The 17,415-nt window shown below is 51.1% G+C and carries 23 protein-coding genes; all 23 read left to right on the top strand.

The features are described from left to right. Window positions 1–33: 33 nt before the first annotated feature. On the top strand, window positions 34–360 hold the full coding sequence (locus ACQG19_RS11460) for a hypothetical protein (protein WP_105322453.1): 327 nt from the start codon (window positions 34–36) through the stop codon (window positions 358–360). Window positions 361–405: 45 nt separating this feature from the next. Continuing rightward, window positions 406–831, top strand: coding sequence for a hypothetical protein (locus tag ACQG19_RS11465; RefSeq protein ID WP_426725892.1), 426 nt, complete (start codon window positions 406–408; stop codon window positions 829–831). A gap of 206 nt (window positions 832–1,037) precedes the next feature. Further along, window positions 1,038–1,343, top strand: coding sequence for a phage holin family protein (locus ACQG19_RS11470; protein ID WP_122008274.1), 306 nt, complete (start codon window positions 1,038–1,040; stop codon window positions 1,341–1,343). Beyond that, entirely contained in the window at window positions 1,330–1,770 is a 441-nt protein-coding gene (locus tag ACQG19_RS11475; protein WP_058650878.1) for a lysozyme, read from the top strand. Before ACQG19_RS11470 ends, ACQG19_RS11475 begins: the two co-directional genes overlap by 14 nt. Then, window positions 1,767–2,240 carry a lysis protein gene (locus ACQG19_RS11480; protein WP_426725893.1) on the top strand — a complete coding sequence of 158 codons (474 nt, stop codon included), beginning with the start codon at window positions 1,767–1,769 and terminating at the stop codon, window positions 2,238–2,240. The genes ACQG19_RS11475 and ACQG19_RS11480 overlap by 4 nt, the downstream gene beginning before the upstream one ends. 293 nt (window positions 2,241–2,533) lie before the next feature. After that, window positions 2,534–2,743: a head fiber protein gene (locus tag ACQG19_RS11485; RefSeq protein WP_426725894.1), complete on the top strand. Its 210-nt coding sequence runs from the start codon at window positions 2,534–2,536 to the stop codon at window positions 2,741–2,743. Window positions 2,744–2,905: 162 nt separating this feature from the next. Continuing rightward, window positions 2,906–3,487 (top strand): terminase small subunit, encoded by a 582-nt coding sequence (locus tag ACQG19_RS11490; protein WP_246932162.1) that lies wholly within the window; start codon window positions 2,906–2,908, stop codon window positions 3,485–3,487. A 4-nt stretch (window positions 3,488–3,491) separates the two neighbouring features. Beyond that, complete coding sequence (gene terL, locus ACQG19_RS11495; protein ID WP_426725895.1) at window positions 3,492–5,150, top strand: phage terminase large subunit; 1,659 nt, start codon at window positions 3,492–3,494, stop codon at window positions 5,148–5,150. Next, window positions 5,151–6,683 (top strand): DUF1073 domain-containing protein, encoded by a 1,533-nt coding sequence (locus ACQG19_RS11500; protein ID WP_426725896.1) that lies wholly within the window; start codon window positions 5,151–5,153, stop codon window positions 6,681–6,683. Between the two features lie 52 nt (window positions 6,684–6,735). Beyond that, complete coding sequence (locus tag ACQG19_RS11505) at window positions 6,736–7,431, top strand: phage minor head protein (RefSeq protein WP_426725993.1); 696 nt, start codon at window positions 6,736–6,738, stop codon at window positions 7,429–7,431. Between the two features lie 135 nt (window positions 7,432–7,566). Then, window positions 7,567–8,172 (top strand): hypothetical protein, encoded by a 606-nt coding sequence (locus tag ACQG19_RS11510; RefSeq protein WP_246932167.1) that lies wholly within the window; start codon window positions 7,567–7,569, stop codon window positions 8,170–8,172. 56 nt (window positions 8,173–8,228) lie between these two features. Then, on the top strand, window positions 8,229–9,416 hold the full coding sequence (locus ACQG19_RS11515; RefSeq protein WP_426725897.1) for a DUF2213 domain-containing protein: 1,188 nt from the start codon (window positions 8,229–8,231) through the stop codon (window positions 9,414–9,416). A gap of 1 nt (window position 9,417) precedes the next feature. Then, window positions 9,418–9,900 carry a structural cement protein Gp24 gene (locus ACQG19_RS11520; RefSeq protein ID WP_044157985.1) on the top strand — a complete coding sequence of 161 codons (483 nt, stop codon included), beginning with the start codon at window positions 9,418–9,420 and terminating at the stop codon, window positions 9,898–9,900. Then, window positions 9,900–10,937, top strand: a complete 1,038-nt coding sequence (locus ACQG19_RS11525; protein WP_235123277.1) for a DUF2184 domain-containing protein — start codon at window positions 9,900–9,902, stop codon at window positions 10,935–10,937. The genes ACQG19_RS11520 and ACQG19_RS11525 overlap by 1 nt, the downstream gene beginning before the upstream one ends. A 3-nt stretch (window positions 10,938–10,940) precedes the next feature. Continuing rightward, window positions 10,941–11,267, top strand: a complete 327-nt coding sequence (locus tag ACQG19_RS11530) for a hypothetical protein (RefSeq protein WP_013098045.1) — start codon at window positions 10,941–10,943, stop codon at window positions 11,265–11,267. Between the two features lie 2 nt (window positions 11,268–11,269). Next, window positions 11,270–11,713, top strand: coding sequence for a DUF4054 domain-containing protein (locus ACQG19_RS11535; RefSeq protein WP_426725898.1), 444 nt, complete (start codon window positions 11,270–11,272; stop codon window positions 11,711–11,713). A 2-nt stretch (window positions 11,714–11,715) separates the two neighbouring features. Next, window positions 11,716–12,168 carry a hypothetical protein gene (locus ACQG19_RS11540; RefSeq protein WP_062676983.1) on the top strand — a complete coding sequence of 151 codons (453 nt, stop codon included), beginning with the start codon at window positions 11,716–11,718 and terminating at the stop codon, window positions 12,166–12,168. After that, on the top strand, window positions 12,165–12,533 hold the full coding sequence (locus ACQG19_RS11545; RefSeq protein WP_426725899.1) for a hypothetical protein: 369 nt from the start codon (window positions 12,165–12,167) through the stop codon (window positions 12,531–12,533). The genes ACQG19_RS11540 and ACQG19_RS11545 overlap by 4 nt, the downstream gene beginning before the upstream one ends. After that, the gene (locus ACQG19_RS11550) at window positions 12,530–13,078 is read left to right on the top strand and encodes a phage neck terminator protein (protein WP_072205311.1); all 549 of its coding nucleotides are present in this window, start codon (window positions 12,530–12,532) and stop codon (window positions 13,076–13,078) included. The genes ACQG19_RS11545 and ACQG19_RS11550 overlap by 4 nt, the downstream gene beginning before the upstream one ends. 3 nt (window positions 13,079–13,081) lie before the next feature. Further along, on the top strand, window positions 13,082–14,560 hold the full coding sequence (locus ACQG19_RS11555; RefSeq protein WP_426725900.1) for a DUF3383 domain-containing protein: 1,479 nt from the start codon (window positions 13,082–13,084) through the stop codon (window positions 14,558–14,560). 11 nt (window positions 14,561–14,571) lie between these two features. After that, window positions 14,572–15,012 carry a phage tail fiber protein gene (locus ACQG19_RS11560; protein ID WP_234015586.1) on the top strand — a complete coding sequence of 147 codons (441 nt, stop codon included), beginning with the start codon at window positions 14,572–14,574 and terminating at the stop codon, window positions 15,010–15,012. 8 nt (window positions 15,013–15,020) lie between these two features. After that, window positions 15,021–15,425 (top strand): hypothetical protein, encoded by a 405-nt coding sequence (locus ACQG19_RS11565; RefSeq protein ID WP_115181344.1) that lies wholly within the window; start codon window positions 15,021–15,023, stop codon window positions 15,423–15,425. Between the two features lie 211 nt (window positions 15,426–15,636). Continuing rightward, a complete protein-coding gene (locus ACQG19_RS11570) occupies window positions 15,637–17,415 on the top strand; it encodes a hypothetical protein (RefSeq protein WP_426725901.1) in 1,779 nt (592 codons plus the stop codon).

Raw genomic sequence — 17,415 nt, forward strand, 5'->3', positions numbered from 1 at the left:
ACCATGCGGGGTTTTGTCGTTTCTGGAGCCAGCATGTCCGAGAAAATCACAGAGCAATTGGTCTTTCGCCCTGCCAGTGAAAAACTGACAAAGGATCTGGATGGTGAGTGGGTGATTCTGCTCAACCCATGCGATGGCTGGCATATTGCCCATGTGGTGGCGCTGGAAGAGGATGGCGAGGTCTACCATGTAGGCGCATATCAATTTGCAGGCGGCGAGTTCGAGCCTCACGAATTTTATGTTGCCTGGGCTTTGCTTCCAGACTCAATAAAACTGTCTGATCGCTTTGAAGATCAGAGGATGAGTCAAGAGATTAGAGACGCTCGCTGGCGTGAATGGACAGCCAGCATCAGTAAGTGATTTCAAACCATATTCGCCGGTCTAGTTCAGTGGCAGAGGTGATTAATGCCGAGCAAAGATTACTATCTTGATCGAAGGGGTAGGCTTGCTAAGGCCATGGAAAAGTTGGGTGGTCGTTGTGCGAGTTGCGGATCCAAAGATTCGCTTCAGTTTGACCACGTAGACCCTTCCACCAAATCAGTAAATGTAAGCGAGATGCACTATCACTCAGATTCGGTGTTTTATGCTGAGGTTGAAAAGTGCCAGCTACTATGTTCTGCATGCCACATTCAGAAAACTAAATTTGACCTTAGCTACTTAGTAGCTGGTGAGCTGAATGGTATGAGTAAGCTAACAATGGATGCCGTTCAGTTCATGAGGGAAAACTATATTCCTCGACATAAGGTTTATGGAGCCAGAGGGTTAGGGAGAATGTTTGGTGTAACACATCAAACAGTGCTTTCAGCCTTAAATGGCGAAACCTGGAAATAAGCTGCGCGTCAGAGGTTCGATTCCTTTGCCCGGCACCAGAACCCAATGCCTTGGACCCTTCGGCCAACGAGCCGACATTGCCTTACCCCCATATTGCCAGCCTGTCGCTGGCTTTTTTATTTGCGATGTCCGGTCGTTGTTTCCTGGCATCCTTCCACTCTACACAAACAGCACCCCGTTCTTTCGGAGGTGATATGGCTAAACGTATGCAAGATAAAGAAAGCATTGCCGGAGTGTCATGGCTGATTGTCCTTGCTCTGTCATGCTGGGGCGGCCTGGTCCGATACCTTATTGACGTTAAGCAGAACAAAGCCACCTGGAGCTGGATCAACGCGCTGGCACAAATTGCAGTGTCCGGCTTTACCGGTCTTATTGGTGGCCTGATCAGCGTAGAAAGTGGGCTGAGCCTTTACATGATTCTGGTTACGTCAGGCATTAGCGGGGCGATGGGCTCCGTGGCTCTGACCTATTTCTGGGAACGTCTGACGGGGATGAAGAATGCAAACCAGTGATAAAGGAATTGCCCTGCTCAAAGAGTTCGAAGGCTGCAAGCTTACCGCGTACCAGGACAGCGTTGGCGTCTGGACGATCGGCTATGGCTGGACTCAGCCTGTCGACGGGAAACCAATCCGCGCCGGGATGACGATTAATCAGGAAACGGCAGAGCGTCTGCTGAAGACAGGACTGGTCAGCTACGAAAGCGACGTTTCCCGCCTGGTTAAAGTCGGCCTGACTCAGGGGCAATTCGACGCCCTGGTGTCGTTCACGTATAACCTCGGTGCCCGGTCACTGTCGACATCGACCCTTCTGCGAAAACTCAACGCTGGTGATTACGCTGGTGCAGCCGATGAGTTCCTGCGCTGGAATAAAGCTGGCGGCAAGGTCCTGAATGGGCTGACCCGTCGTCGGGAGGCAGAGCGGGCTCTGTTCCTGTCATGATTGGCGCGCTGGTCAAACGTTACTGGTTGCAGCTGATGGTGGTGGCGTTAATCGGCGTACTGGCTTTCTTCGTGAATCACTACCGCGATAACGCCATCACCTACAAAGACCAGCGCGATAAAGCCACTGAGAAGCTCATCCTGGCGAACGCGACCATCAAAGACATGCAGACCCGCCAGCGTGATGTCGCTGCACTGGATGCCAAATACACGAAGGAATTGTCCGATGCTAAAAAGACCATTAACGATTTGCGTCGGGATGTCGATTCTGGCGTTAAACGGCTGCGCATCGCCGCAACCTGCCCTGGAGTGCATCAAGCCGCCACCGCCTCCGGCATGGATGCTCTTGCCGAGCCCGAACTTACTGGAGCCGCTCGACGGGATTATTGGAGTCTCAGAGAACGAATCGAAACCAGCAACAAAATGATTCTTGGGCTCCAGGAATACATCAACACCCAGTGCCTGAAGTAACCCACCATAGCGCTACATCTTCGCTGCTTACCTGCATTAGCCATGACTGCAGTCCCTCCTTCTGCAAAAGCGTGCAGGTTATTCGAAAAAGATGATACCGCGTCACAGCATTGCGGGATGTCTGTGGCGTTCATAGCTGCCTTCTCAAGTAGTGGTAGAAGAATTGAGGATATATAAAATTCTGCAAATGGTGACGGTAAAGCGCCATTGACAGAGTTTTATGTAGATTTGAAGCGTCACTGGTGTCGAGAATTCCCAGTGAGATATCCAAACATCTAGCAGGAAATTCCAAAATGACTAAACGCGCTATCTCAACTGGTGGCTATCCAATCGAAGTTTCCACCCCAACTGACTCGGTAACCATCCCGGCAGCTACAACCTCAGCAATCGGCGGGGTTAAGAAGATGGCTGCACAGGCTGATTCAACCGCAACTGATGTTGCTGGCCTGCTGGCTGACTTTAACGCTCTGCTGGCTAAAGCACGCACTGCTGGCCTGATGTGATGATCACCATGAAGGTGGTTGCACAAAAACGATGGTGGGTAAGCCCATTACTGTTCGTGCTTAAGGCATTTGTCTATGCACGCATCGTTAAAGAGAAACACTTCAAATCCCTGTCCTGCTTCATTGCTCTACGGGGATTCAAGTTCAAAACAGAGAAATAACATGGCAAAGCTCACCGACAAACAAGAGCTGTTTGCCCGTGAGTTCATAAAAGACCTCAACGCCACGCAGGCGGCCATTAGGGCGGGATACAGCGAGAAGTCATCCCGCAATCAAGGCGCGAGGATGATGGCAAATGATGACATTTTAGACCGCATTGCTGAGCTTAAGGCAGAGCGCAATGAGCAAGTAGGCGTAGACGCATCATATGTGTTGCGCCGCTTGGTTGAGATAGACCAAATGGATGCGGCGGATATTCTGGATGATGAAGGTAATATGCTTCCCATCTCTGCATGGCCTAAAGTTTGGCGCACATCATTAAGTGGCATGGATATCAACCGTCTGCGGATGGCTGGGAAAGGGGGCTCTGAAGATGATGAGTCATTCGAGACAACCATCCAAAAAATAAAATGGCCTGACAAGGTGAAGAATCTTGAGTTGCTCGGCAAGCACGTAGACGTTCAGGCATTTAAAGAAAACATTAAGACTGAGCAGACGGGAACAATGCAAGTCGTCAACTACTCGCCATCGGATTATGCCGCAGCGCAGCAAGCGCTAGAGGGGAAGCTAACCGGACTGGATTAAGCCTATGAACGAAATTATCGAATGGGATGATTTGTCATTCCCTGAGCGCGTAGTCCTTCGTTCAAAGTCCACCAAATCGTTTCTCAACTTCACTCGCCTGTGGTTTGAGCTGATTCAGGGCGATCGCCTTCTGGTTAACTGGCATCACCGGTTAATGGCATCAAAGATTGATGACCTGATAGCAGGTCGATTAGAGCCGCGAAACCTGATTATCAACATTCCTCCTGGCGGGACAAAAACAGAGTTCTTCTCCATTCACTTTCCGGCCTACGTCAACGCACTGGTGCAGGAAGGCAAACTCAAGCGCTTCCGCAACCTGAACATCTCGTTTGCTGACACTCTGGTTAAGCGCAACTCACGACGCACCAGGGATATTATCGCCAGCAAAGAGTATCAGGAGTTATGGCCTTGCTCATTCGGTGTCAACCAGGCAGAAGAGTGGGAGATAAAAGACGAACGAGGTCGCTCAATAGGGCAGACGGTTTCTCGTTCAAGCAACGGTCAAATCACCGGTGGTCGTGGTGGTTACTTCGGTACAGAGTTCTCCGGCATGGTTATGCTGGATGACTACAACAAGCCTGTCGACATGCTCAGTGAATCGCGCAGGAACAGCGCCAACACGCTTCTGGTAAACACCATTCGCTCTCGTCGTGGCGATAAGTCAAAAGAGCATCCAACGCCGTTTGTGAGCATTCAGCAGCGTCTTCACACTGACGACGCAACAGGCTTCATGTTGTCAGGCGGGATGGGTGTTAAGTTCCACCACGTAGCTATCCCTGCCCTGATTGAAGAGAAGTACATCCAGTCTCTAGCAGAACCGTGGCGCTCTCTGTGCTGGGAGACGGTGAAGGATACCGACTATGTGGAAGTATCCGGTACCCGATACTGGTCATACTGGCCGCAGATGGAAGACGTGAACGACCTCCTGCAGCTCTGGGAGAAAGACCGTTACACGTTCCTCTCTCAGTACCAGCAGAACCCAATGGCGCTTACTGGCGGCATCATCGATACCGACTGGTTCCAGACCTACACCACGCTACCTAAGCTCACTCATCGAGCCGTATACGTCGATACCAACAGCGGCAAGGTTGAGGACTGGCTCGACTACACGGTCTTCACGCTTGTTGGTATGGGTGTTGATGGAAATCTCTACATCATCGATGTGGTACGAGGTCGCTGGGACCCAGAAGACCTCCTGAAGAAAGCAGAAGAGGTCTGGGAGAAATGGCGCATGCAGGGCTCTCTACGAATCATGCCAATGCGTCACATGGCTATCGAAGAGAAGCAGGCGGGTCAAGGTCTGATAACCACCCTCAAGAAGCGCAACAGTATTCCGGTTAAAGAGATACCTCGCGGTGCAGGCCAGAACAAACTGGTTCGCTGCCTTAACGTCATTCCTCAGATTAAAACTGGCAAGGTTTATGTTCCTGCCACTCATGATGAGCACGGAGCTATCAGGCCGCATGTTTACTACGAAGACGGAACAGTAGCTGGTACTACCTCATGGGTTATCACCGCAATGACTGAATGCGCCGCGTTCTCTGCTGACGACAGTCACGACAATGACGACATCCTTGATACCTGGATGGACGCCATTGACGACAATCTTATTTCTGGTCGCCAGCCAATGGTTATCGACCCGAGCCAACTCAGGAGAATTTAAGTGTGGCCGTTTAAAAAGAAACAAGTCGCCGCGCCTGAGCCGGTGAAAGAACAAAAGCCTGAGATGAAAATCAGAGCTGAGGCAGTGGCAGAGATTCAGGCTAAACCACCTCGCGAGATTGAGCAGTACAAGCCACCAAAAGGCGTTATCCCTGAGAGCATAGAGAAAGGCATACTGGCGATGGACTCAACGCCATACGCCTCTCTGAACGAGGCTTATATGGGGTACACCTATGGCTATCCTGACAGCTTCCCGGGTTACCCATATCTGGCCACGCTCGCTCAAAAGCCAGAGTATCGCAAGATGGTCGGAACCATCGCCGAAGAGATGACCCGTAAGTGGATCAAGCTCAAGACTGTCGGTGATGACGATAAAGCAGAGCGCGTTAAGCAACTCTACGCTGCAATGGAAAAGTTCAAGGTTAAAGACCGATTCCGCGAAGCGGCAGAGCATGACGGCTACTTTGGCGGCGGGCAGATTTATATCGATGTGCAGTCTGCTAGAGGCGTGTCTGCATGGACTGACCCGGTAGAGTTGGGCTCAAAGCTGTTCCTGTCTGACAAGAAGATTAAGAAAGGCAGTCTCAAGGGGTTTACCGTTATCGAGCCAGTCTGGACATACCCCGGTGTCTACAACACAGACAATCCGATGAGCCCTGACTTCTACAAACCGACAGAATGGTTTGTGATGGCTAAAACGGTCAATGCCAGCCGTATGCTGGACTTTGTATCACGAGAGGTGCCTGACCTGCTTAAAGCAGCGTATAACTTCCGTGGGCTGAGTCTGACGCAGATTGCCGAGCCATACGTCAATAACTGGCTGAGAACGCGAGACAGTGTTAGCGACTTGATTCATTCGTTCACCATTCCTGTGCTCTCTACCAATATGGGGACAGTGTTACAAGGCGGTGGAGCAGAGTCGCTTATCAATCGCCTTCAGATGTTCAACCAGTGTCGGGATAATCGCGGCGCTTTCGCAGTAGATAACACGCCAAGCCAGGAAGAAAAGGCTGAGTTTATCAGCGCACCTCTTGGTGGTCTTGATGCATTGCAGGCGCAGGCACAGGAGCAAATGGCAGCGGTGTCCAGCATTCCACTGGTCAAGCTGCTAGGCATTTCACCAGCTGGCCTTAACGCATCATCAGATGGCGAGATTCGAGTCTTCTACGACTACATTCACGCCCTGCAGCAATCAATCTTCAAAGACAACCTGAAGCGCGTTCTGGACATCATCCAGCTTTCAGAGTTTGGCGACATCGACCCGGATATCTACTTCGAGTTTGAGCCTCTCTACGAGATGACCGAGAAAGAGAAGGCAGAGATTCGCAAGATGGATGCTGACACTGACGCGGTAAACGTAGCAACAGGTGCTCTGACGGGTAACGAGATTCGACAGAAGATCGCAAATGACCCTGACAGCCCATACCACTCACTGGACCTAAGCGATGACATCGAAATCGAAGACGACTACGAAGACGATGGCCAGCGGGAAGAAGAAATCGACGCAGCAAACGCTGAGAGCAATTCATCCTAATGCCGGTGTTGAGGCGTGGTATCGCAGACAGCTAGACAACCACATCAGAGAGATGCAGAAGTCCGTTGTGTACTGGCTGACTGCTAACTACAAAGCGAGCGGTGCAGCGGTGGCAATGGACGCATCTCCTGCCGTGTTTATGCGTGATGCCATGAAGAAGCTCGCCAAGCGATGGGCAAAGGCTTTCGACAACGTATCTCAGAAGTTGGCTGAAAGGTTTGCCGGTGATGCGTTGAAGAATACCGATGTATCTCTCCATAACGCGCTTGAAACGGCAGGTTTCACGGTTGAGTTCAAAATGACGGCGCCGATGAATAACGCGCTTCAGGCGACCATTGCAGAGAACGTTGGCCTGATACGCTCAATACCTGAGAAGTATTTCACTGAGGTTGAGGGTCTGGTAATGCGCTCGGTTGCGCGAGGACGCGATCTTTCTTACCTCACTGACGAGCTTCAGAAGCGCTATGGCATAACGCGCAGGCGTGCAGCTCTCATAGCACGCGATCAGAACAACAAAGCAACCTCTGTAATGCAGGCGGCAAGGCAGAAGTCACTTGGTATCACTCAAGGTGTCTGGAAGCACTCTCATGCTGGCAAAGAGCCAAGACCATCACACGTTAAGGCTGATGGAAAGGTATTTGAATTAAGCAAGGGAATGTACCTGGATGGCAAATGGGTGATGCCCGGAGAGGAAATAAATTGCCGTTGTACGTGGAGTCCCGTTTTAAGCTTCCTGAAAGATGGTTGAATTGGTAAAATGACAAAGCCCGGAGTGCGCTAACACATCCGGGCTTCTACCAGCAAAACCTATGTGGAGGTAATGATGGGTGCCAGTAGACTACCACCAATTAACATCGGGCAGCAATTCGGGCGATGGTCCGTAATGAACGCAGCAGAACCTAATTATCACACCGATAAATTTGGAGTGGTTAGGGTAAAGAGAAAATGGAAATGTCAGTGCTCGTGCGGAACTGAAAGGGTTGTTCTTGAAAATAGTCTTAGGAATGGCTCTAGTGTTAGTTGCGGATGTTTTAATAAAGAGATGTCCAGCCTAAAAGGCAAAAAGCACGGCCTAACAGAAAGCTCAGAGTATGTGATCTGGCAAAGCATGAGGCAGAGAGTTAAAAACCCAAATAACCGCAGACATGCCTCTTATAGCGGAAGGGGTATAGACATCTGCGAAAGATGGGAAGACTTCGAAGCATTCCTGAAAGACATGGGTCCCAGACCGTCAACACTGCATTCTATTGACAGGATAGACAACGACAAAGGTTACTCTCCAGATAATTGCAGATGGGCGACCCCTAAACAGCAAATGTCAAATCGCAGGAACTCGCTTTATGTTGAATACAAAGGTGAGACAGTGGTTATGGCTGAGCTTGCTAGGCGGTGTGGTATCCCGGCAAACACCCTGAGAGCAAGAATTGTCGATAAAGGTTGGGATATAAATAGGGCTACCACCCAGCCAGTTAGATACAAAAGAAAGTAATTTACGAACAAGGTCGCTAAGGCGGCCTTTTTTATTGCCTGAAATCAGAGAAAGCAATGAAAACAACTGAACGGTTGGCATTTGACCGCGCTTCAATGCGCTCGTTTGATGGCAACGGCAGGCTTCAGGTAAAGGTTAGCAATATCAGCAAGGCTAATGTCTGCCCCTACTTCGGGAGAGAGATTCCAAATGCTGAAAAGCTCGGGTTAGAGCCGGACAAGATTTACCAGTTATGGCGACACCCTGATGAACTGAAGAAAGCCGCTGCAACATTCAACAACATCCCACTTTTATCAATCCATACCCCTGACTTCCCCGGCGACCCACCACGCGAGTATCGCGTAGGTGTAACGCATTCAAATGCAGACTTTGACGGAACGTATCTGACAAACGGTTTATCAGTTTGGGACGACTCCGCAATCGCCGGTATTGAGACGGAAGAGCAGGAAGAATTGTCTTCGTCGTACCAATACGTCGCTGACATGACCCCCGGAGTTACACCGAATGGAGAGCCGTATGACGGCATCATGCGGGACATCATCGGGAACCACGTAGCGCTGGTTGAAAGAGGCCGCGCAGGAAGCGACGTATTGGTCGCAGATTCATTACCCCCGGAGTTAATGCTCATGAGCAAACGTAAAGCCGCGATTATTCGCGCAACGCTGAAGCCGTTACTGGCAGCTGATGCTGATTTGGAGGCTGAAGTACGGAAGGCGCTTCTGGCGCTGGATGAAGCTGAAAAAGAAGATGAGAAAGAAAAGAAACCGGCTGAAGACGAGGATGACGACAAGGACGACGATAAGAAGAAAACCGCTGACGACGAAGATGACGAAGACAGCGATGATAAAAAGAAAAAGCCAGCCGAAGACGAAGGCGATGAAGACGATAAAAAAGACGACAAAGTCTCCAAAACGGCAATGGATAGTGCGATCCGTTTAGCAGCAGACAGCGCAACCAAACGTGCGGCTGAGAACTTCCGCAAAGTGCGTGAAGCTGAGCAGGCTGTGCGCCCACTGATTGGCGATGTCGTTGCAATGGACTCCGCTGATGATGTCTACCGCACTGCACTTGAGCAGGCTGGCGTGGATATCGAAGGCGTTCACCCTTCGGCCTTCCCTAAGATGGTCAAAATGGCTATCGAGCAGCAGAACAACAAACGCCCTGTCATTGCGCAGGATTCCGCATCTCACAGCGAATTTGAGAAAGCTTTCCCGACCGCTGGCAAACTGAAACGAGGTTTCTAACATGGCAGGTTTTCAGAGTGTAATTAACCAATACCCAGCACCGGGTGTTGAAGGTGGCTTTGCGAGCACCAACCCTCACGCCACTTTCCTGGCAGGCGAAGCAGCATTGGTAGCTGGCACTAGCGGTCTGACCGTAGGGCGCTTTGCGTGGGCTGTCGATGGTGTCGCATCAAATACCGGCACCGGCGCTCCTTCAGGATTCGTTCATCGCGATGGTCAGGCTTCAATCACTGTATGGCTTGGTGAAGCTTCAATGCTCATTCAGCCAGGCCGTGAAGTAACCCTGATGACCGCTGGCGACTTCTGGGCACGTACCGCAACTGCAGCAACTCGTGGACAGAAAATCTTTGCTGTGCTTGCTGATGGCACCATTAAGACCGGTGCTGCAGGAGCAACTATTTCCGGCGCAGTCGAAACGCCTTTCTATGCTGGTAGCGCTTGTGATGCAGGCGAACTGGTCAAAATCAGCACCTGGAGCAAGTAATGAACGAATTTCAGAAACACTATTCCGCTGCTAGCGGCAAATACGGCATCATTCTGCCGGGCGCGAAAGACTACCTGAAGCCTGACTTCGCAGAAAACTTCCAGTTGGCTATGGATGCTCAGCCAACCATGGTTACCGCGAATAACGCAGGTATCCCTGCCTACTTCACCAACTACGTTGACCCTGAACTGATTCGCGTTCTGGTCACGCCAATGAAAGCAGCTGAAATCATTGGTGAAGTGAAGAAAGGCGACTGGACTACCCTGACCGCGCAGTTCCCAATCGTTGAAAGCACCGGTGAGACCAGCTCATATGGCGACTTCAACAACAACGGCATGACTGCAGCGAACGTTAACTGGGTTCCTCGCCAGTCTTACCATTACCAGACTCATACCCGCTGGGGTGAACGTGAGCTGGATATGTACGGCGCTGCGCGTATCGGTTACGCGGCAGAGCTTAACGTAGCATCTGCTCTGGTGCTGAATAAGTTCCAGAACAAGTCCTACTTCTTCGGTATCGACGGCCTGATGAACTATGGCCTGCTGAACGATCCTGCACTCTCAGCTCCTATCACCCCCGGGGCGACTGGTTCAGGCGGCGCAGTAACATGGGCGTCTAAAGATGGTCAGGCAGTGTACGACGATATCGCGGGTCGCCTGTATGCACAGCTCGTTTCTCAGACCAAAGGTCTTATCTCGCGTACCGACCCAATGACTCTTGCGATGTCACCAACCTCAGAGGTGAACCTGACCAAGACCAACATGTACAACGTCAACGTGTCTGACCTGCTGAAGAAAAACTTCCCTAATCTGCGTGTTGAAACTGCAGTTGAGTATTCAACTGATGCGGGTGAGCTCGTACAGCTGATTGCAGATCGTCTTGGCGAGCAGGATACCGCTTATGCAGCATTCACCGAGAAGATGCGTGCGCACGCAGTTGTGGTTGAAGAATCCAGCTGGAAGCAGAAGAAATCAGGCGGCACATGGGGTGCAATCATTCGTCAACCGCTGGGTATCGCCAGCATGATCGGGGTTTAATTCATGGCAGAGACTATCGTAGTAGGTTGCAAACTTCCTAATGGCCTGATTGTTGAGCAGGATGGCTACACGGTAACGCTGAATGGCTCCAATTCTGCCAATGTCATTGGCGGTTATGGTCTGACCGATGGCGTAGACAAGGATGCGTTCGAGAAGTGGCTTTCAGTTCATAAAGAGCAACCTTATGTCGTGAATGAGCTCGTTTTTGCTCAAGCAAAAGCCAACAGCGCACAGGCAAAAGCGTCCGAGAACGCCAAGGTCAAGTCTGGCCTTGAGGGGCTTCCTCAGGACAAGCCGATGCCTGGCATCGAAAAATCGGACGGTAAGTAATCATGGCGATCGTTGTTTTCGACATTAACGCATTCCGTGAGCGTTACCCCGAGTTTGACACGGTAAGTGACACGCTGCTGAATGCGTATTTCGTTGAGGCAACGGTCTACCTTGATAACACTGATTGCAGTCCTGTTACCGATGTAAATGTGCGTGCGGTGTATCTTAATATGCTCGTGGCGCACATTGCCGCCCTTAATTCAGGTGTGGGTGGTCAGAAGCCATCCGGACTTGTAGGAAGGGTTGCTAGCGCATCTGAAGGGTCTGTGTCTGTGTCTACCGGTGAGGTTCCTGTAAGCCCATCTTCATGGTGGTATCTGCAGACACCTTACGGCGCTGCTTACTGGCAGGCTACCGCTCCTTACAGGACGTTTAAATATGTCCCTGGCGCATCACCATCATTATATCCAGGACATTATTACCGCAGGCCAGTTACCCGGAGGTGAGCATGACCACGTTTAGTGGTGGCGCAGCTTTAGAGGCGAAACTTGCTGAACTGGCGGAAAAGCTTGGTGATGGTAAAACGCTAAGGGTCGGATTCCTTGAAGGGGCAACATACCCTGACGGACAATCTGTACCAATGGTTGCCGCAGCCAACGAATATGGCGACCCGGCAATGAACAGGCCGCCACGCCCATTCTTCCGAAACATGATCGCCGAAAAGTCACCCGAATGGCCGCAGGATATTGCGAAGATAGCCGAGGCTACCGGTTACGACGCAGAAACGATGCTGGGGCTGATGGGTGAGCACATTAAAGGCCAGTTGCAAGGCTCAATCAGGGATTTGATGGAGCCTGCGTTATCTCCAGTTACGATCGCCAAAAAGGGCTTCTCTAAGCCACTCATTGAAACATCCCACATGCTAAACAGCGTCGATTACGACATTAAGGATGGCGTATGAACCTGAGAGGCATAGCCAATAGCGCCACGAGAGCAATAAACCCCAACGTAAATGGAGTGTTCCGGATTAATACCGGATTCACTACGTTACCTGGCGGAAAGCGAGAGCAGACGTACAGCAACGTTGATGTTGAAGTGCAGATGCAGGAGCTATCGTCCACAGACTTACGTCAGGTAGATGCCATCAACATTCAGGGCATCTTAAAAAGCGCGTATCTGAATGGAAACTTCAACGGCGTGAATCGACCAGAGCAAAATGGTGGAGACATTCTTATCGTTAATGGTCAGCAGTGGTTGGTAGTGAAGGTTCCTGAGTTGTGGCATGACTGGTGCCGAGTGATTGTTAACCTGCAGAGGTCACCATGACAGCCACAGTAGACATCACAGAGCTTGACCTGCGTATTGCCCTGCAGGCGTTTCTGATGGATATCACCGGACTCACCATAGATAACGTGCTGGTAGGTCAGCAGAACCTCACGCCAATGCCGCTTCATGACTTCATCATCATGACGCCGCTGAAGCAGATAGGCCTGTCTACCAACCGCGTCAAATACGACGACAACGGCGTGTATGGCGAGGGCAAGCAACTCAACCAGCGCAGCACGCAATGGCCTTGTCAGATTGACTGTTATGGCGAGAACGCGGCAGATAACGCTGCAATCATCGGTACGTTAATCCGCTCAGACTTTGCCTGTGAGTGGTTCAGACAAAACGGCAACGTCATCACCCCTCTTTACTGCTCTGACCCTCATCAGACAACGATGATAAACGGCGAGCAACAATACGAAGGCCGCTGGACGATGGAATTTATCGGGCAATTTAACCCGTCTGTTACCACACGCCAGGACTTCATGGACAGCATTACAGTCGGCGTTATTGCCGCAGATTTAAAATACCCTCCGGAGAGTTAATAAATGGCAATCCCATTAAGAAAGGACGTCCAGATTAACCCTGGCGTTTTGCCTGCTGGCGGTTCAGCGCTTGACTTGAATGGCCTCATCCTTACCGACAGCGCTTATGCTCCGGTTGGGAGTGTTATCACATTCACGAATAAAGAAGACGTATCGGCCTATTTCGGTAGTGCATCAGCTGAATTCAGCATGGCTGAAGTGTATTTTCAGGGATACGACAATTCCACAAAAACACCAGGAGCGTTGCTGTTTGCACGGTTTAACCCGGAAGCAGCGGCAGCATGGTTGCGCTCAGGTTCAATGGCGGCAGTAACGTTAGACCAGCTCAAACTGCTGAGCGGTGTACTGACCATGACCGTTGACGGCACTGCGGTGACATCAGCCAGTATTGACCTGAGCACAGCAACAAGCTTTGCCATGGCTGCTGACCTGATTGAAACAGGCATCGGTTCAAGCGTAACAGTGGAGTACGACACCACTCAGAAGCGCTTTATCATCACCAGCGCAACTGATGGTGCAGCGAGCACCATCACCTACGCAACAGGAACGCTGTCTGCTGGCCTGAAACTGACAGCCGCTACCGGCGCTCAGTTGTCACAGGGCGCAGATGCAGCAGTAGTGACCACGGCGATGCAGTCAGTGCTTGATAGCTCTCAGAACTGGGCAATCTTCACTACATCCTTCACGCCGACTGAGCAAGAGGCGCTGGACTTTTCGGCATGGGTTAACGGTCAGAATTACCGGTTCGGCTATGTGCCATTCACGCTGGAAGAATCCGCGCTGGTATCTGGCTCAACTGACACGCTGGCGTACAAAATCATCAGCACATACGACTATTCCAACGTCGTACCGGTGTTCGGTGACCAGACCCATGCAGCTAGCGTTATTGGTTACGCCGCATCTCTTGACTTCGACCGTCAGGAAGGCCGCGTACCATTCAAGTTCCGCTCTCTGGGCGGCCTGCTTCCGGAAGTAACTACGTCAGCAAATTACGATGCGCTGATTGCCAACGGCTACAACTTCTACGGCGCGTACACGGCGAATAACTACGATACCCGTTACTGGGCTGACGGCACCATTACCGGTGACTTCAAGTGGTTTGACTCCTTCTGCTTCCAGATTTGGCTGAATGCCAACCTGATGCAGGACGCTATCGAACTGTTCCAGTCCAATCGCAGCATTCCTTATAACGCACGCGGCAAGGCGATCATCGAGGCGTCATTTGCAGACACCCTGAACCAGGCAATTGTGTTTGGCGCAATCCGCACTGGCGTAACGCTGTCCAGCTCTCAGATTTCCGAAATTCAGAATGCCGTAGGCTCTGATATCTCTCCATCGCTGATTGCTAAGGGTTATTACCTGTATATCGCAGATGCCACGCCTACGCAGCGTCATGAGCGCACAAGCCCGAGCATGACCCTGTGGTACTGCGACGGTGGTTGCGTACAGAAAATCACTCTCGCTTCAATTGAAGTTCAGTAAGGAGCAAATCAATGTCTAACACAATTACGAGTGCAGACTCTATTTTTGCCCTCACTGTTACCAACCTGTTCCCCAGCGCTCAAACGCTTGAGGGGTATGCAGCGGACGCGATGTTTGCTCTGGGTGATACAGAAATGGCGGTTTCCGTCCGTGGCGCTGACGGTAAGCTCTCTGGCGGTTTCGTTTTCGGTGAATATCTGCAGACGATCACAATCATGCCTGACAGTCCATCTCGTGAACTGTTCGAGACCTGGCAGCTGACGTCTCTGACCTCAAAGGCAGTATTCCGCTGCAACGCAACAATCATTCTCCCGGCGATTAGTCGCAAGTTCACACTGACCAACGGCATCCTGCAGCGAGTTAAAGCTATCCCTGATGCGCAGCGCGTACTGCAGGCAATGACCTTCCAGATTAACTGGGAATCAGTCGTGGGCGAAGCGTACAACGCATAAGGACTAACATGGCACGCAAAGAGATTTTCTACACCGTCGAAGATAAAGGCCGAGACCATGGGAAGGTTTTCTACATTCGCGAAATGTCAGCTACTCAGGCTGAGTGGTGGGCAATTCGTGCCGGACTGGCAATGGCTAAAAACGGCGTTAATCTTCCGGATAACTTTTCAGATATGGGTATGGCAGGCATGGCGAAAGTCGGCCTCGAAATGGTGGCTAAAATCCCTCCAGAGGATGCACGGCCTCTCCTGGACGAGCTGATGAAGTGCGTTCAGGCGGTGCCAAACCCAGCAGATCAAAACATCAAGCGACCACTGATTGATGATGACACTGAAGAAGTTATGACTCGCCTGAAGCTTCGCGGTGAAGTCTTTAAGCTGCACGTCGATTTTTTGACCGCCGCCGCCAGTTAGACATCCCTCCGGTAATGGGGCAGCAAATCGCTGGCCTGACCGACTATGCCAACGTACCTAAAACAATAGCGACGGTCCTGTCATCGGGCAAATGCTCGTTGACAGAACTAAGCACAACGCTTGGCGTAGAGGATTTATGGTGGTGGCTTGAGATAATCACAGTCGACAATTACAACCAAATGGTCATCAACAGGGCTCAGGAGAATGGCTGATGCCAACGATTATTGACTCACTGGTAGTCACTCTTGGTCTTGACTCTTCCGGATTCAAGAAAGGCCAGACAGAAGTAAAAAAAGGCCTGGACGATACCAGAAAGAATGCTGACCAGACAGCTAAAGACATGGAGGCCGCAGGTAAAAGAGCGGCCTCATTTTTTGGCTCAATCCGAACAGAATTACTTGCACTGGTAGGCGTTACCTTATCGGCGCAGGGTATCAAGACCTTCATCACCAACATGACATCAGACCTGATGCGGTTGGGGATTGAATCACGCGCTCTGGATATCTCGGCTAAATCACTTGATGGTTGGGAGAGAGCAGCAGCAGCAGCCGGTTCAACTGCAGAACGCATGGCAGGTACGCTGGGTAACTTCCAGAAGACGCTGACAAACATTCGTACCGGTGGCGGTCAGGATGACCCGCTTTTCGGTGCCCTGGCATCATTCGCCGGTGCAACAGGCGCTAACTTCGACTACCAGAATGACAACGCCGAAAAAATCATGCGCAAGATTGCCAGCAACTGGGGCAAGTTAAGCAAAGATGCTCAGCGCAGATTTGGTGGTATGTTTGGCTTTGATAATGCCACTCAGCAGGGGCTTGCTAACGGCTCGCTGGTTCAGGATGCTGACCGTTTCGCGAAGATATCAAGAGCCACAGACGAAGCAACCAGAAAGGCGCTGGAGTTTAACCGCCGCCTGCAGGAGATGAAGCAGAACTTTACTGCGGCATCTCAGGTGCTCTATGAGGCGCTAATTCCATACATCGAGAAGCTCATTCCCCTGATTGAGAAGTTCGGGATATGGATTAGCACTCACGGACCAGAAATTAGCAAATTCTTCTCCGACACAGCAGATGAAATCAACAAAGTAGTTGATGCTGTGGGCGGTCTGGAAAACGCACTCAAACTTCTTCTGGTGTTCGTTGGCGGGAAGTGGCTGTTAGGCATGACCAGCTCTATAGGAGGCGTCAGAGGCGCTCTCACAGCGCTCGGTCGCGTGAGCATGATCGCCGGTCTGGTTGAACTTCAAAAGTACGCAGAGCAGCTTGAAAAGAAATACTCATGGCTGACTGACAATCCGGTGACAAACTTCCTGAATGGAAGCGCAGGAACAGACACAACCACGGAATGGGGTAAGCAACTTCACGACTGGATATTCGACAAAACGGGCATTGAGTTACCCCGTGGCGATGGTTACAAATCAGCACCTCGTGGCATCCGCAACAACAACCCCGGAAACCTGAACTATGCCGGGCAGGCTGGAGCGACACCTGAAGGTGGTGAAGGCGGTCGATTTGCGGTGTTCGAGTCAATGCAGCATGGTGTTGCAGCGCTCTACAAGCAGCTTCAACTGTACTTTAAGCGCGGCATCAATACCCTTTCCTCAATCGTCAAAACCTATGCCCCAGCATCGGACAATAACAATGTCGACGCCTATATTTCTGCGCTTACCAAAGCGACAGGGAAAGGTGCTAACGAGGTGCTGGATTCAGGCGACACAGCGACAATTGCAAGGTTGATGAAAGGTATTGTCGACCATGAGAACGGTAAGGGCTATATCAGTTCGTCTGACATCATGGGAGGCATTCAGTTAGGTGCAGGTTCATCTGCTTCACGCAATATGCCAGCTGCTGCCGGAAGCCAGACCAACATCAACATCGGCAAAATCGACATGCAGACATCGGCCGGAAACGCCAATGCTCTGGGTGCTGATATCCAGAGAAACCTTCAGAGAAACCGCCTGGTGAATCCAGCAATGTCAGGGCAGGGATAA

It is taken from the genome of Enterobacter cloacae complex sp. 277I4, from assembly GCF_050031465.1.
GTDB lineage: Bacteria > Pseudomonadota > Gammaproteobacteria > Enterobacterales > Enterobacteriaceae > Enterobacter > Enterobacter cloacae.